The organism is Butyrivibrio sp. (genome assembly GCF_017433805.1).
GTDB lineage: Bacteria > Bacillota > Clostridia > Lachnospirales > Lachnospiraceae > Butyrivibrio.
Window position 1 is genome coordinate 39,208 of record NZ_JAFRGN010000062.1, and the last position, 15,372, is coordinate 54,579.

At 42.3% G+C, this 15,372-nt stretch carries 12 protein-coding genes; 10 read left to right on the forward strand and 2 right to left on the reverse strand.

The features are described 5' to 3' along the window. Positions 1–8 precede the first annotated feature (8 nt). The 4 genes from IJI01_RS13845 to IJI01_RS13860 all read left to right on the forward strand — a co-directional run bounded on the left by IJI01_RS13845 (position 9) and on the right by IJI01_RS13860 (position 5,253). Positions 9–2,435 carry a glycoside hydrolase family 3 N-terminal domain-containing protein gene (locus IJI01_RS13845; RefSeq protein WP_292191656.1) on the forward strand — a complete coding sequence of 809 codons (2,427 nt, stop codon included), beginning with the start codon at positions 9–11 and terminating at the stop codon, positions 2,433–2,435. Between the two features lie 317 nt (positions 2,436–2,752). Then, positions 2,753–2,998, forward strand: a complete 246-nt coding sequence (locus IJI01_RS13850; RefSeq protein WP_292191659.1) for a hypothetical protein — start codon at positions 2,753–2,755, stop codon at positions 2,996–2,998. 521 nt (positions 2,999–3,519) lie between these two features. Continuing rightward, on the forward strand, positions 3,520–4,983 hold the full coding sequence (locus tag IJI01_RS13855; protein WP_292191660.1) for a prolyl oligopeptidase family serine peptidase: 1,464 nt from the start codon (positions 3,520–3,522) through the stop codon (positions 4,981–4,983). 114 nt (positions 4,984–5,097) lie between these two features. Further along, positions 5,098–5,253 carry a hypothetical protein gene (locus IJI01_RS13860; protein ID WP_292191661.1) on the forward strand — a complete coding sequence of 52 codons (156 nt, stop codon included), beginning with the start codon at positions 5,098–5,100 and terminating at the stop codon, positions 5,251–5,253. Positions 5,254–5,891: 638 nt separating this feature from the next. Here the strand turns inward: IJI01_RS13860 and IJI01_RS13865 are convergent. Both IJI01_RS13865 and IJI01_RS13870 read right to left on the reverse strand, forming a co-directional pair. Beyond that, a complete protein-coding gene (locus IJI01_RS13865) occupies positions 5,892–6,557 on the reverse strand; it encodes a YczE/YyaS/YitT family protein (protein WP_292191663.1) in 666 nt (221 codons plus the stop codon). A gap of 54 nt (positions 6,558–6,611) precedes the next feature. Next, a complete protein-coding gene (locus IJI01_RS13870) occupies positions 6,612–6,809 on the reverse strand; it encodes a hypothetical protein (protein WP_292191665.1) in 198 nt (65 codons plus the stop codon). Between the two features lie 288 nt (positions 6,810–7,097). On the opposite strand from IJI01_RS13870, the gene larB reads away from it, so the two are divergent. The 6 genes from larB (at position 7,098) to pyrF (ending at position 15,205) form a co-directional block, all read left to right on the forward strand. Beyond that, positions 7,098–7,865, forward strand: a complete 768-nt coding sequence (larB, locus tag IJI01_RS13875) for a nickel pincer cofactor biosynthesis protein LarB (protein ID WP_292191668.1) — start codon at positions 7,098–7,100, stop codon at positions 7,863–7,865. Positions 7,866–8,035: 170 nt separating this feature from the next. After that, positions 8,036–8,617: an ABC transporter ATP-binding protein gene (locus tag IJI01_RS13880; RefSeq protein ID WP_292191671.1), complete on the forward strand. Its 582-nt coding sequence runs from the start codon at positions 8,036–8,038 to the stop codon at positions 8,615–8,617. 250 nt (positions 8,618–8,867) lie between these two features. Continuing rightward, a complete protein-coding gene (locus IJI01_RS13885) occupies positions 8,868–10,340 on the forward strand; it encodes a 4Fe-4S dicluster domain-containing protein (protein WP_292191674.1) in 1,473 nt (490 codons plus the stop codon). 51 nt (positions 10,341–10,391) lie between these two features. Beyond that, a complete protein-coding gene (locus IJI01_RS13890) occupies positions 10,392–13,457 on the forward strand; it encodes a response regulator (RefSeq protein WP_292191677.1) in 3,066 nt (1,021 codons plus the stop codon). Between the two features lie 30 nt (positions 13,458–13,487). After that, complete coding sequence (locus IJI01_RS13895; protein WP_292191680.1) at positions 13,488–14,261, forward strand: response regulator; 774 nt, start codon at positions 13,488–13,490, stop codon at positions 14,259–14,261. A gap of 23 nt (positions 14,262–14,284) precedes the next feature. After that, positions 14,285–15,205 (forward strand): orotidine-5'-phosphate decarboxylase, encoded by a 921-nt coding sequence (gene pyrF, locus IJI01_RS13900; protein WP_292191683.1) that lies wholly within the window; start codon positions 14,285–14,287, stop codon positions 15,203–15,205. The last annotated feature ends 167 nt before the right edge of the window (positions 15,206–15,372 follow it).

Genomic DNA, 15,372 nt, shown 5'->3' on the forward strand with positions numbered 1-15,372 from the left:
GGGTTACGATGGAAAAATACGAACAGGAACACTTGGAACTTGTTAGGGGAAGCGCAGCAGAGTGTACATTATTCTTGCAGAAGGATGACAAGTTCCCACTTGAAGCACCTTGCAAAATTGCAGCATTTGGAAATGGCGTACGCCACACAATCAAGGGTGGTACAGGATCAGGTGAGGTTAATTCAAGATTTTCTGTTAATGTTGAGCAGGGACTTAAGGATGCGGGCTTTGAGATCACAAGCAAGAACTGGCTTGATGGCTATGATGATATCTTAAGCGAGAATCACAAGACCTTTGTTAAGAAGATTAAAGATGAAGCTAAGGCACTTGGCGTAAATGCAATGATGTACAGCATGGGTAAGATCGAGCCTGAACCAGAGCACGAGCTTTCACTTAATGCTGAGGACGACGTTGCAATCTATGTACTTTCCAGAAACTCAGGAGAGGGTGCTGACCGTAAGGTTGAAAAGGGCGATGTTTTCCTTACAGATTCTGAGGTAAGAGACATTCTTCTTCTCAACGAGAAGTTCGAGAAGTTCATGCTTGTACTTAATGTTGGCGGACCTGTAGATCTTTCACCAGTTCTTGAGGTTAAGAATATCTTTCTCTTATCACAGCTTGGTGTTGTAACAGGAACAGTTCTTGCTGATATCCTTCTTGGCAAGATGAACCCATCAGGTAAGCTTGCGACTACCTGGACAAAGTGGGAAGACTACAGCACTGTTGGCGACTTTGGCGGACATGACGACGTCAACTACAAAGAGGGAATCTATGTTGGCTACAGATACTTTGACAGCGTAGGTGTTAAGCCTCTTTTCCCATTCGGATTCGGATTTTCATATACTGAGTTTGCAATCGAGCCTGTGGCAGTATCTGACGATAAGGACGAGATCACAGTAGAAGCTAAGATCACAAACGTTGGAAATATGGCAGGTAAAGAGGTACTTCAGGTTTATGTTTCCTGTCCTGATGGTAAGCTCGACAAGCCTTCCAAGGATCTTGTTGCCTACGTTAAGAGTAGTGAACTTGCACCTGGACAGAGCGAAGTGGTCAAGGCTAGCTTCAAGCTGTCTGATATAGTTTCCTATGATGAGGAAACTGCTTCATATATTCTTGATGAGGGTGACTATCTTGTATGTGCAGGAAATAGCAGCAGCCAGGTTCTTCTCTATGCTATTGTTACTCTTTCAGAGACTGTTACAACAATCAAGACCAGAAACTGCCTTGGAACACCAGGATTTGAAGATTTTGTTCCAGAGGAAAAGACTGTAGAAATAAATGCAGCCTGCGACAATATTCCATGCATCACTCTTTCTGCCGCTGACTTTGAGACAGTAACTGTAGAGCATGACGTAGAATATCCTGTAGATGATGTGATCGCTGGCCTTACAGATGAAGAGCTTGCGTTCATGAATATCGGAGCCTTCAATCCTGAGGCTACAGGCTTTAGCATTATCGGTAACGCAGCTTTTGCAGTAGCAGGGGCAGCAGGCGAGACAACAACAAGATATAAGGATAAAGGCATTAAGAGCATGGTTATGGCTGACGGTCCTGCAGGTCTTCGTCTTTCACCTGAGTATTTCGAGGATGAAAACGGTGTACATGGCATGGGACTTACAGTTGGCAGCTGGGTAGACTTCATGGAAGATGAGATGCTTGCAGCTATCGAAGAAGCCAAGAAGACCATGGGACCTAAGGAAGGAACTGTAGTTAAGGATCAGTATGCAACAGCTATTCCTATCGGCACAGCTATTGCACAGACCTTCAACTACGAGCTTGCTCTTGCTTACGGAGATATGGTTGGAAAAGAGATGGAGAGATTCGGCGTACAGCTGTGGCTTGCTCCAGCCCTTAACATCCACCGTAGCATCCTGTGCGGACGTAACTTCGAGTACTATTCAGAGGATCCACTTGTATCAGGACTTTGCGCAGCAGCTATTACACAGGGCGTTCAGAAACACAAGGGCTGTGGTACAACAATCAAGCATTATGCAGCTAATAACGCTGAGACTAACAGATATAACTCAAACAGCCACGTTTCAGAGCGTGCTATGAGAGAAATCTATTTAAGGGGCTTTGGAATCTGCGTAAGAAAATCTCAGCCAGCAGCAGTTATGACATCCTACAACCTCTTAAATGGTCAGCATACATCTGAGCACAGAGGACTTATCGAGGATATCCTTCGCTGCGAGTATGGTTTTGAGGGCATTGTAATGACTGACTGGGTAGTTGATGCACTTTCATCATCTCCTGAGAATAAGTACAGAGGAGCCCTCGCACCAGAGGTAATCAAGGCAGGTGGAGATCTCTTTATGCCAGGCTGCAAGAACGACTATGACAGAGTTATTGCAGCACTTGCTGATGGATCAATTGACAGACATCAGATTCAGCAAAATGTGACCAGAGTCTACAGAATGGCAGAGAAAATGAACTAAGTACAAATAAGATAGTAGTGAATTAGTAAATACTTGATTAGATAGCCACATATTCACGATATAGCGAACGTGAAATGTGGCTATTTACGTATATTTGCAAAGCGGTGCATGCTGCCAAACCAGCATTTATGCTATCGAAATAATATTTCATAAAAATTTAATGATTTAATGGGCTAAAGCAGTGGCTTTTCAGTTTCGATTAGTATATAATGTTCCCATTGAATGAAATTTTGTTGTAAAGGTTATCGGTTGAGGGGCCATGAGGCCTTTACAAGCCAGTCATTCAACAATTTCTTATGAGACGGAGGAATTAAATAATGAGAAGTTCCGCTAAGGCAAAAAGAGGCATGAGTCAGAGCTGCATCGAAATCATGTCAGACGCAATCAAGGCAATGGAGCAGAACCTATCATACGGCAAATTTAAGGCTCTTGATATGTTAGGAGCCGGCAGTATGCAGGACGAGTATTACGAATCAGAGTACCAGGTGTACACGGACAACATCGTTCGCAAGACTGAGCACACTGAGACCAAGAAAGCAGTAGCTTTTGTAAAAGTTAGATAAATCTTTTTCTGACAACTGAATATGGTGAAATGTTGGGGCCACTACGAGGCTATCGTAGTGGTCCTTTTATATTGGGGGATGGATTTTTGGGGGCACTTGCATCTACTTTTCTGATTTTGTTCATAATCGATGCTCATTTCCTAGTGTGATTGTTATCAAATGCATCGGAATAATTGATTATTAGTATTATTGATGTAATTTCTATTACCCAATGCTATGGTAATGGCATCGATAATCTATATTTTCGCGTTTTATGATGCACTTACTGCTTGTATTGCCTATAATTGTGCATCTATTTTGGTTATCTTATTGATATTTGATGCAAAGCAAGTTGCTATGGGGGATGGCGTAGGATTATTTTCTGGAAAAAGATAGTAATCAAAAATTTGATGTTTAAATCAAAAAGTGGACCATGGCAAATGCAGTAAAATAGCGGCTTAAGTCAAAAAACGGCTCTTTTATATGACTATCTTTTTGTGTAAAGTTGTGGTATCAAAAATGCAAAAAGGGAGGTTATACTAATGAAAAGGAAAGTTTTGGTAATTTTACTTTGCAGTGCTCTGTCACTTGGGGGAGTGGCGTGCGGGGCTGTAGAAGTCGGAGAGGTTGCTGGACAACAACGCAGTATCGAGGATACGCCTGCGGTTTCGGAAAGTACAGAGGGTAATGAGGGGACTGAGCAAACAACGGATAAAGAGGAGAATACAGTGAGCAAGGAATTAACAGCAAGTCAGAGAGCAGTAATTGTAGGTCAGGATTGGGGTCCTGCAGTAACTAAGACAATTTTAAAATTTGATGAGAAGGTAAAGGAGACTTCTGTATCAGCTGAGGACTTCAAGGTAATGGAAACCAAGGAGATGTTCAACTGGTCAGCTCTTGCTGAAGGGTCAACAGCTGATCCAACCCAGCACATCGAATTCGAATCAGAGAGAAAAGTAGTTGATGCTTATACTTGTGACGAGAATGGTGAAAAGACATCCGACTCTGAGTATGTGGCTGTAGAGCTGTACTATAGTCCTGATGAGGGATCACCATTTTGCTATGATCTCTTCAAGGGAAACAATACAATCTGCAACCCATATAACCTGGCAGTAACTCTTGCTGATGGACAGACTCTTACAGCAGAGGCTGGAGATGAGGTTGTATCAGTAACTGTTAATGACAAGATTGATTTTGATAATGCATTTTATCCACAGCTTCTTAAGACAGATATTTCACTTGAGTTTACAGGAGCTGAAGGACATACAATTCATTATGCTTCCTATGAACCAGAAGCTGATGGTGCTAAGCACCCTCTTGTAATCTGGCTTCACGGAGCTGGAGAGGGCGGAAATGACCCAAGACTTAACACACTTGGCAACGAGGTTACAGCTCTTTACAGTGATGAGTTCCAGAAGGTAATGGGAGGCGCTTATGTACTTGCTCCTCAGTGCCCAACATTCTGGATGCAGTATGATGAATCAGGCAACTGGATGGATAACAAGGGCGTAGATTCAATTTACCTTCATGATCTCAAGGAGCTTATTGATGCTTATGTAGCTGATCATGAGAACGTTGATGCAGACAGAATCATCATCGGCGGATGCTCAAATGGTGGTTACATGACAATGGATATGATCCTGAACTATCCTGATTACTTTGCAGCAGCTTATCCTATCTGCGAAGCTTACAATAACTCTGGTATCACTGATGAGCAGCTTGCATCAATCAAGGACCTTCCTACATGGTTTATATATGCTAAGAACGACACAACAGTTGATCCTACTGTAATTGAAGAACCAACACTTGCGCGTCTTAATGCAATTGGAGCAAATGTTCATACAAGCGTATTTGATGATGTACACGACACATCTGATACCTACAAGGGTCAGGATGGCAATGCTTATCAGTACATGGGACATTGGTCATGGATTTATTTCTTCAACAATGAGTGCGAAGATAATGGCGTGAACATGTGGCAGTGGATGAGCGAGCAGCATAAATAATTAAAACTTTTTTGCCACAGGATTTTTTGTTTCGTATATATATACAGAAAGTGAAATTTAATAACAAAAACAAATAGCAAAGATGAATGTTGGGCAAAAAAGGAGGCCATAGAAATGGACAGAATGTATAATGCAGTAAACAACACAAAGATGGGTAACAATAAGAAGTCTTCAATCGGTGATTGCAGAGGCAGATTAAGTGATAGAGAGATGAAGGTCATCGAGATCGCACTTATCAGATATGCTGACAGATTCGCAATGGCACACTGAGAATAGTAGATGTTCGTGACCATTGTGATAGTTGGATAAAGGAACAGATAAATTTTTATTATAAGAGGCACGCTACAGTACTGCAGCGTGCCTCTTTTTGCAATTTATATTGATCAATTATGACTTTGGGCCTTGTAATTCCACCTCCTAAGACAGCGCTTCACGAGATATACTGTTGTAATCTTGAATTCTGCGATATCCAACAGTAGTAAAACGAGGTGTATAACTGTTGGAATCTGGAATTTTGCGATATCCAACAGTAGTAAAACGAGGTGTATAACTGTTGGAATTCGGATTTTTGCAAAAACCAACAGTAATAATTTGAACTGTTGTACTGTTGAAATATGAAAAATGTCGAAATTCAACAGTAAAAACAAAGTATAGTTACTGTTGAAATCTTAGAATATGAAAAAACAACAGTATCTGGATGACTAAAATCACTGTTGAAATTCTCGAATATGAAAAAACCAACAGTAACATGATCACAAAAGTTACTGTTGGAATTATCAATTCTATCAAAAACAACAGTTAAAGGCTGTAACACGAACCCTAATAGTCTCTGTTTAACCACCTAATAGACTCTGTTTAACCCCTAACAATTCCTGTTGAAATAGCATGTTTAGTAAAAGCCAAGCGTCTTATGCCATACGGAATACGTGCTTACCAAGGAACTTGCCGACAACGGTGATGATAGGTCCCAGGAAAAGAGCCATGAGGACGATTCCGATGTTAGGTGTTCCGCCAAAGAGAACTCCGATGAGAATTACAAGGAAGTCGTAAGCAATACGGATCACGGCGAAAGGAATCTTCTTGAGCACGCGCTCAGAAAGTATCTGAGGCATTGCATCGTAAGGAGATACGCCCATGTTCGCATTTATATAGAAGGATACTGATATGATGAAAAGAAAAAGAGCAAGAGCGAAGATCACAGCCCTTGAAGGCATATCAGTAAAATAGTGTTCTGGAATTGTCTTTTCCCAAAGCCAGCAGAAGAAATCTGCGATGTATCCGATGAAAACCATATTGGCAATTGTTCCAAAGCCAATAAATTTGCGACCAAAAAGAATTACCAGTATGAATAATACTGAATTAAGCAGAAGCTGCCAGTTACCAAAGCTGATCCCAAAGAACTTTGATAAAGTCAGGTTCATGAAGGTGCATGGATCTGTACCAAGATCAACCTTGATAAGGAAAGATAAGAAGAATCCCATGAAAAATACGCCGATGTTCATGAGCACCAAACGCTTGGTGAAATCCTTCTGTGAAAAATAATCTGTTAACCATTTCTTAAGTGAAGCTATCATAATAATCTCCTAAAAAACTATATATTGCTGCCAGCCATAATTCTGGCATAGGGCTTACTCAACGATGTGAAGAGCCCAGTACTGATTCTTGTAGTTGATGATAACTGGGGCGTTTACAAAAGCCTCATCGCCAACGTAGCAGCGGTCAGCTTCTTTATCGAAGGTATACTTGCGGCCTTCTGAGTCATTTTTGTTGATAAATTCCAGAGCCTGATCCAAAGTTTCATCACCTTTACATAAATGAATATTCATACACCGATCTCCTTACTGATACATGCACTTTGGAAAAAATCAAATCGTGACTTCACTTCCAAACGCATATTTACGAAATTACACATACTATATTTTTAATAACGTTTATACAATTTTCAGATATATATTCTAAAGGAATTGTATGAAACTATGTTACAATGTTAGTAAGTATGAGTATGCTAAAATGCTTATTCTGTCGAAGAAAATAAGTTTAGACCAATAAACATTATACACATTTTTTCCGTCTAGGATAGACCAAAAAATTACAGCAGACAGGCAGAGGATTTCATGGAAGAAAAAGACATACAGAGATTACTGGAATCAGTTAAAAATGGTGAAACGGACATCCAGGATGCTATGCTGCAGCTTAAGCAGGCACCCTTTGAGGACATGGGCTTTGCGCGCCCTGATACACACAGAGGACTCAGACAGGGAGCGGCTGAAGTCATCTTTGGACAGGGCAAGACTCCTGAGCAGAATCTGATGATTGCCGAGAAGCTCCTTGAGAATGGGCAAAAGAGCGTTCTCATCACCAGAATGTCTCAGGAAGCAGCGGACTATTTTACCAAGAACAAGAAAAAAGCTACAGATTTTACCTACGATGCCTACAGCAAGGTTGGTATCGCAGGAGAGCAGATAGATCCTGATAAGGGCGTTGGCAAGATCGTCATCGCAACAGGCGGAACAAGCGATATTCCCGTTGCGGAAGAGGCTGGTAAGACTGCCGAGATCATGGGCAATAAGGTTGTAAGACTCTACGATGTTGGAGTTGCCGGAATCCACAGGCTTCTTGAGAAAAGAGCTATGGACGAGATTATGAGCGCCAACGTTATCATAGCAATTGCAGGAATGGAGGGAGCTCTCGCCAGCGTGGTTGGCGGACTTGCCAACTGTCCGGTTATAGCAGTTCCCACAAGTGTGGGCTATGGAGCATCCTTTGGCGGATTGTCAGCTCTTTTGTCAATGCTCAATTCCTGTGCAAGCGGAGTCAGCGTTGTAAACATTGACAACGGCTTCGGAGCCGGATATCTGGCCAGCATGATCAACAAAAAGTAAAAAGGAAAAATGGGGAAATGAAGGAATTACTAGAACTGGCTAAGGTTTACCGTATGCCAACAGACAGCATCATCAAATATATCTACATTCCAGCGATGCTAGACAAGATCAGAAACGCATTCAAAAAGAAATAAATAGCAATTACAAAAAGTTAGTTAGGGGATAAGACATTGATAATCGAGATAAAAGACGTTTCCAAGTCCTTTGGGGAGAAAAGGGTACTTGAGAACTTTAATTTGAACATAGAGGATGAACATTCCTATGTAATAACCGGGGAGCCAGGCTGTGGCAAGACCACACTGATGCGCCTGATCCTCAAGCTTGATACACCAGATGAAGGTAAGGTTGGCCTCCTTGGAGACTACAAATATCCATTTATTAACGCCGGAGTTGTATTCCAGGATGACAGACTCGTAGAGAGCCTTAACGCCATCACCAACGTTACAATGGTCAGCAAAAAGATATTCCGCGAAACTGTAACTGAGGAACTCCTTAAGTTCCTTCCTGCAGAGGCCCTCACCGTACCAGTGAGAAACCTTACAAAGAGCCAGCGCCGAGTAGTACAGATAGTAAGAGCCTGTGCAATACCAAGCGACGTCCTCATCATGGATGAACCCTTCGACGGAATCGAGCCAGAGCTCAAAGCCAAGCTTATACCATACATAAGAAATGCTCAAGGCAAGGGCTCACTAACAATTTTTACCAGAGACACCACTGACCTGGACTTCGCACGCATCATAGAACTTAAGTAAGTAGCAAAAAACTATAGCTTACATTGCAGAGAGCTTTATCGACAACTTAATATTTTTCTTATTCCATTTGCCGTAGACAGCTAAAATCATTTGGAAGTAATGCAAAATCTTAATCGATTTTAGTGCTGCGGATATGAGACTGCCATTGCAGGCTCATAGGAGTGTCCAGCACTACGAGAGTAAGATTTGCATCACGACAAAAGATTTAGCGTCCAGTTAATCGTAATGAGAAAAAACAAGGGGAGATTTTATGGTAACGAACGACGAAAGCATGAACCGCTTCAAACACAAAATAATGGAGGAAGTTTGCCGCCTTGAGTGGGAGGGCAACAACGACCAGGAACATATAGAACAACTCGTTCTCAAAACTATCCCAGGCCCCAAACCTGAGTATAGATGTTGCATCTACAAAGAGCGAGAAATCGTAAGGCAGCGAATTAACCTCGCTATGGCCAAGAATCCAACCTACAATCCGGATTCACGCAACATCGTTCAGGTCATTGATCCAGCCTGTGACGAGTGCCCGATTTCAGCTTATTCAGTAACTGATAACTGCAGATTCTGCATGGGTAAGGCCTGCCTTAACTCCTGTGAGTTCGGCGCCATATCACCTGGTGATACCCACATGCATATAGATCCTGCCAAGTGTAAGGAATGCGGCAAATGCGCTGCTGCCTGCCCTTACTCCGCAATCGTTCATCTCGAAAGACCTTGTAAGAAGGCTTGTCCTGTAGGAGCCATCACCTATGATGAGTATGGCTACTGCAAGATTGACGAAGATAAATGTATCCAGTGTGGTCACTGCATTCACAGTTGTCCATTTGCAGCTATAGGTAGTAAGACCTTCCTGGTTGATATCATCAAAGAGATCAAGGCAGGAAAAGAAGTTATCGCAATGTGCGCACCTGCTACAGAAGGTCAGTTCGGAGAAGATATCTCCATGGCATCCATAAGAGAAGGCCTCAAGAAGATAGGTTTTTCAGACATGATCGAAGTTGGACTTGGCGGTGATATGACAGCGGCCTACGAGTCTGAGGAGTGGGCAGAGGCCTATAAAGAAGGCAAGAAGATGACCACCTCCTGCTGCCCGGCATTCATCAATATGCTCAAGAAGCACTTCCCTGAGCAGTATGAGAACAACATGTCATCAACAATATCGCCGATGTGCGCTATTTCCAGATACATGAAGGCAACACATCCAGGCTGCGTTACAGTGTTCATCGGACCTTGTATCGCCAAGAAGTCCGAAGCTGCTGATAAGTCGGTAAAAGACAATGCGGATTACGTAGTAACCTACGGAGAACTGAGAGCTCTCATGAGATCCAAGGGTGTTAAGTTTGAGCCTGTAGCTGATGAGTATCAGGAATCTTCAATCTGGGGCAAACGCTTTGCAGGAAGCGGCGGAGTTGCCAAGGCGGTTATAGAGTGTATGCAGGAGCGAGGTATAGAAACTGGGGACATCAAGCTTCTTGCAGCACATGGCGGACTTGAATGTAAAAAAGCTCTTATTCTTCTCAAGATGGGCAAGCTTCCTGAGGACTTCATCGAAGGAATGGTTTGTCCAGGGGGCTGCGTGGGAGGCCCTTCAAGACACAGAGGAATTGGAGAGATCAACAAGGCGAGGGAACATCTGCTGTCCAAGGCGGATGATAGAAAAGTTTTGGAAAACATTAAGAACTATCCGATGGATAAATTCTCAATGCATAGGGACGGACACATGTAACTATCGATTGCACTTACGGATTCATTTGTCTTTTTATGAGGGACAGGATTCATGAAGAGAAAAAACAGTCTGGTTTTCCAAGCTATATTCGGTTCTGCGGATGATCCAAGGATGGTGGGCATTAATGCCTTAATAGTATTTGCTACGGCCTTTTTGTCAATTCTTTATGGCCAGCAGATCGTAAGGGTTGCGCCGCAGAACAATATTGTTTCAGGACTTGTTTACGTACTCAAATACATACCATTTATCCTGGCATCTGCCTTTGGTGGGTCAGTGCCAGGACTTATGGCTGTTCTTATTGTCTTTTTCCATAAAACCTTTGCATATAGCAGTTTTTCTTATCTTACATTCATATATCTTATGGTAGTAATAGTCGTAGAAGCCATGGCTAAAAAGAGATTCTTTAAGCGCTGGTATACGACCCTTCTTGCCGGCTTTTTCCTTCAGTTTATGACAGGCGTATCCTGGGGCGTTGTGCTATGGCTCCTTGCGGGAAAAAGCTTATCTACTCTTGATCTCAGGGTATTCATATATTGTTTCTTAAATGAGCTTCCAGGAAGCTATACAGCCTGCTTTATCGTCTACTTTATATATAAGTATATTCCAGTTGAAAGAAAGAGACTTATCAATAATGGTAAGTATTATATTGATGAGGAATTTCTGACCGATGATGAAAAATATGAAATTTACAGCAAGTCCAAGATAGGGCAGGTTATCCTTCGAATTGTAGTATTCGAAGCTATTGTCCTTGGAGTTTCGGCTGAGATAGCATCTAATACTCTTGTTCCTACCATGAAGTATGTCACTACTCCCAACAGGCAGGAAATAGTCGTAGAAGAGGATTATAGCCATGTTACGAATGCTGGAATATTAGAGAGCAGGGTCAGCTTCAAGCTCCAGAGAGAGGCAGAAAAATCTGCTGAAACTGAGAGAAAATACTCTGTAGACATAGGCTTTAGAAACTCCCAGTTCAGCGTTAAGCTTGCCATGCTCATATCTATTATCGTCATTCCTCTTGCGGTATTCGTTAACAGATATGCCCAAAGAAGAATTGCAAGGCCAATAAGAGACCTGTCCAAAGCAGTTTCAGATATTTATAGCTCTGATGAACTACAGCTAAATGCGAAGGTTACTGATGTTCATAACCTTGCTATCGATACAAAGGATGAGATTGAAGAACTCTATCACGCTGTAGATCTAACTTTCTACAGACTTATGGAGTATATCGAACTCGTTAAGACAAGGCAGAACATTGAGGACCAGCTGGAAATCGAGAAGTCTGCCAATGAAGCTAAATCGAGATTCCTTTCCAATATCTCTCATGAGATCAGAACCCCTATCAATGCAGTTCTTGGTTTTGATGAGATGATCCTTCGCGAGAGTAGCGACGAGTCCATCATCGGCTATGCCAAGGACATTCAGAGCTCTGGTAAAACTCTTTTAACACTGATAAATGATATCCTTGATTTCTCCAAGATCGAAGCGGGAAAGATGGAGATCATTCCTGTAGAATACGAGTTGGGCTCTGTTATCAATGATCTGGTCAACATGGCCAAGATGAGAGCCAAAGACAAACAGCTTGAGTTCACGGTTGATGTAAATGAGAACATTCCGCACATGCTTTATGGCGATGAGGTCAGAATCAAGCAGTGTATACTCAACATCCTCACCAACGCTGTCAAGTATACTGAGGAAGGCAGTGTCAATCTGAACATCGATTACGAGTATGTTGACGCAGAGAAACTAGCCAACATGGAGGATGATGTTATCATCGATGACTATATTCTTCTTAAGGTCAAGGTCAAGGATACCGGAATTGGTATCAAGGAAGAGGATATAGATAAGCTCTCGGCAGCATTTGAGAGAATCGATGAAAAGAGAAACAGAACCATCGAAGGAACAGGTCTTGGAATCAATATCGTCAACAGCCTGCTTGCTATGATGAAATCCAAGCTTGTTGTTAAGAGTGAATATGGTAAGGGCTCCGAATTTTCTTTTGACCTCTTGCAGAGAGTTGTTGATAAAGAGCCTATGGGCGATTTCGCCAGTGCCTACAAGAACTATCAGCAGGAAACAGAAAACTACGAAGAGAGCTTCCATGCGCCTGAGGGCAAGATCCTCGTGGTTGATGATACCAAGACAAACCTTACGGTTATCGTGGGACTTCTTAAGAAGACTCAGATACAGATTGATACGGCAATTAGTGGCTTTGAGGCTCTTGATCTTGTCAGAAAGAAAAAGTATGACATCATCTTCCTTGATCACAGAATGCCTGAGATGGACGGTATTCAGACCTTCCATGCCATGAAGGAAATGGATGATAATGCTTCGATCTTTACGCCTGTTGTGGCCCTTACTGCCAACGCTATCTCTGGATCAAGAGAGATGTACTGTAAGGAAGGCTTTGATAACTACATGTCCAAGCCTGTAGATCCCGGCAAGCTGGAAGAGATGATCCTTACTTATCTGCCTGCGGACAAGGTAATAAGACCTGGAGATGAAGGCTTTGTATCCAATGCAGCGGAAGTTGATGAAGCTGAGAAAAAAGCTATGCAGGATCTGTTGCGTGTTCCCGGTGTTGATATCGAAGTGGCAATCGAAAGATGTGGCTCTGCAGATGCGGCCAGAGATGTTATGAAGGACTTCAGAATGGCCATTACAGAGAGAGCAGAGCTTATTGAGAAGTACGAAAGAGAAGGCGATATCAAGAATTATACTATCTATGTACATGGCCTTAAGAGTTCAGCCCGCGCAATTGGCGCAGTTGACCTTGGCGATCAGGCTGAATACCTTGAGAAATGCGGTAATGACAACTGGGTAGAAGAAATTCATGATATGACACCAGAGCTTTTGGCACTGTACAGGAGCTACCTTGGTAAGCTCGAGATACTGACACTGGAAGACGATGAGGGCAAAGAGGAGATTCCACCGGACGACCTTGAAAATGCCTATGCTTCCATCAAGGAATTTGTCTCTGCATCACTTTTTGACAGTGCGGACGACATCATGAAGATGCTGGAGGATTACAAGATTCCGGCTCAGTATAAAGACAAGCATGAAGAAGTAAAAAGACTCATGGCTGCGGTTGACAGAGATGGTCTTTTAAATATACTTTAATAATAGCGTTTCAATATGAGAGGGCTAAATATGGATAAGCGCGTATTACTTATTGGTAATCAGAAGAGCTTTATGGTTAACGCAATAGCAAAGGGCCTTGAGAAGGAAGGGTACGAGGTTGTGCCTGCAGGTCTTTTGTCACTTGAGATAAAAAACATTGAGAATAAGCCAGGTATCTATATTTTGTATCTTGGTGATATTACGCTCGATGATTCTGAAGTTCTCAGGTATATCAACGAAGCTATCGATACAGAGAGATTTCTTTTGTATATGATCGGTAATCAGGAAGAGCTTTCACTTGGTCTTACCCTTATTGGTAAGGAGAAGATTCAGGAGACTTACATCAGACCTCTCGATGTCAAGATGCTTGCTGAGACCCTGGATACCGTGGTGGATTACAGCGCTGTTGATGAGAATCTCAAGAAGAAAATCCTTATAATTGATGACGACGGAGCTATGCTCAGAATGATGAAGACATGGCTTTCTGTTAAATATAGAGTTTATATGGCTAGTTCAGGTAAGATTGCTATATCTTTCCTCATGCAGAATCCGGTTGATTTAATCCTTTTGGATTATGAGATGCCGGTCATGAATGGACCTGAGGTGTTAAAAGAAATCAGGAACACTCAGGCGCTAAGAGATATGCCGGTTATTTTCCTGACAGCCAAGGATGATAAGGAAAGTATTCTGAAGGTAGTTTCACTTAAGCCTGAGAAGTACCTCCTTAAGTCCATGCCAAAAGAGAAGCTTATAGGCGCTATTGATGAATTTTTCGATAGAAGAGCCAAAAAGGCAAATACATAATACACCAAGGGAAGGTAATCTAAATGATATCCAAGTTAGTAGACAGAATTGTAGACACAGGTGCACCTATTGTTGTGGGACTTGATCCTAAGCTCTCTTTTATCCCTGACAGGATAAAGGACAAGGCTTTTTCTGAAAAAGGAGTTAATCTTGAAGGCGCTGCCGAAGCTTTCTGGCAGTACAACAAAGAGATTATTGACAGTATTTACGATATTGTTCCAGCAGTTAAGCCACAGATCGCTATGTATGAGGAGCTTGGTATTCCGGGACTTATCACCTTCAAGAAAACAGTTGAGTACTGTAAGGAGAAGGGACTTATCGTAATCGGCGATATCAAAAGAGGTGACATCGGCTCTACTTCTGAATCCTATGCAGTTGGCCATCTTGGAAGCGTCAAGATCGGTGATGAGACTTTCAGAGGCTTTGATGAGGATTTTGCTACAGTTAACCCATATCTTGGATCTGACGGCGTTAAGCCTTTCATTTCAGTTTGTAATAAAGAAGACAAGGGAATCTTCGTACTGGTTAAGACTTCTAACCCATCAAGCGGAGAGTTCCAGGATCGTCTCATAGACGGCAGACCACTTTATGAGCATGTTGGAGAACAGGTTGAGAAGTGGGGACTTGAGTCAATGGATGGTTCCTACAGTAACGTTGGCGCAGTAGTTGGCGCTACATACCCAGAGATGGGTAAGATCCTTCGTGACATTATGCCACATGCCTACATCCTTGTTCCTGGCTATGGTGCTCAAGGTGGTAAGGGCAAAGACCTGGTTCATTTCTTTAACAAGGATGGCCTTGGAGCAATCGTTAATTCTTCCCGTGGAATTATCGCTGCATGGCAGAATGAGAACTACAAGCAGTTCGCAGATGGCAAGGTTGGAGATGCAGCAAGGGCAGCAGTATTCGATATGAAAAAAGATATTGCAGATGCGCTTAAATAATGAATTTCGAAAGAGTCACAGTTTTGTGGCTCTTTTTAGTACCATAAAAGTGTAGTTGTTAGAGAGTAATTACCTCTGACATCTGCACTTATTTTTTATAATAAGGGGAGTAATTGGTATGGCGAGGCTCTTTTTGGATTATCACATCCGGCAATAAAAACTGTCAG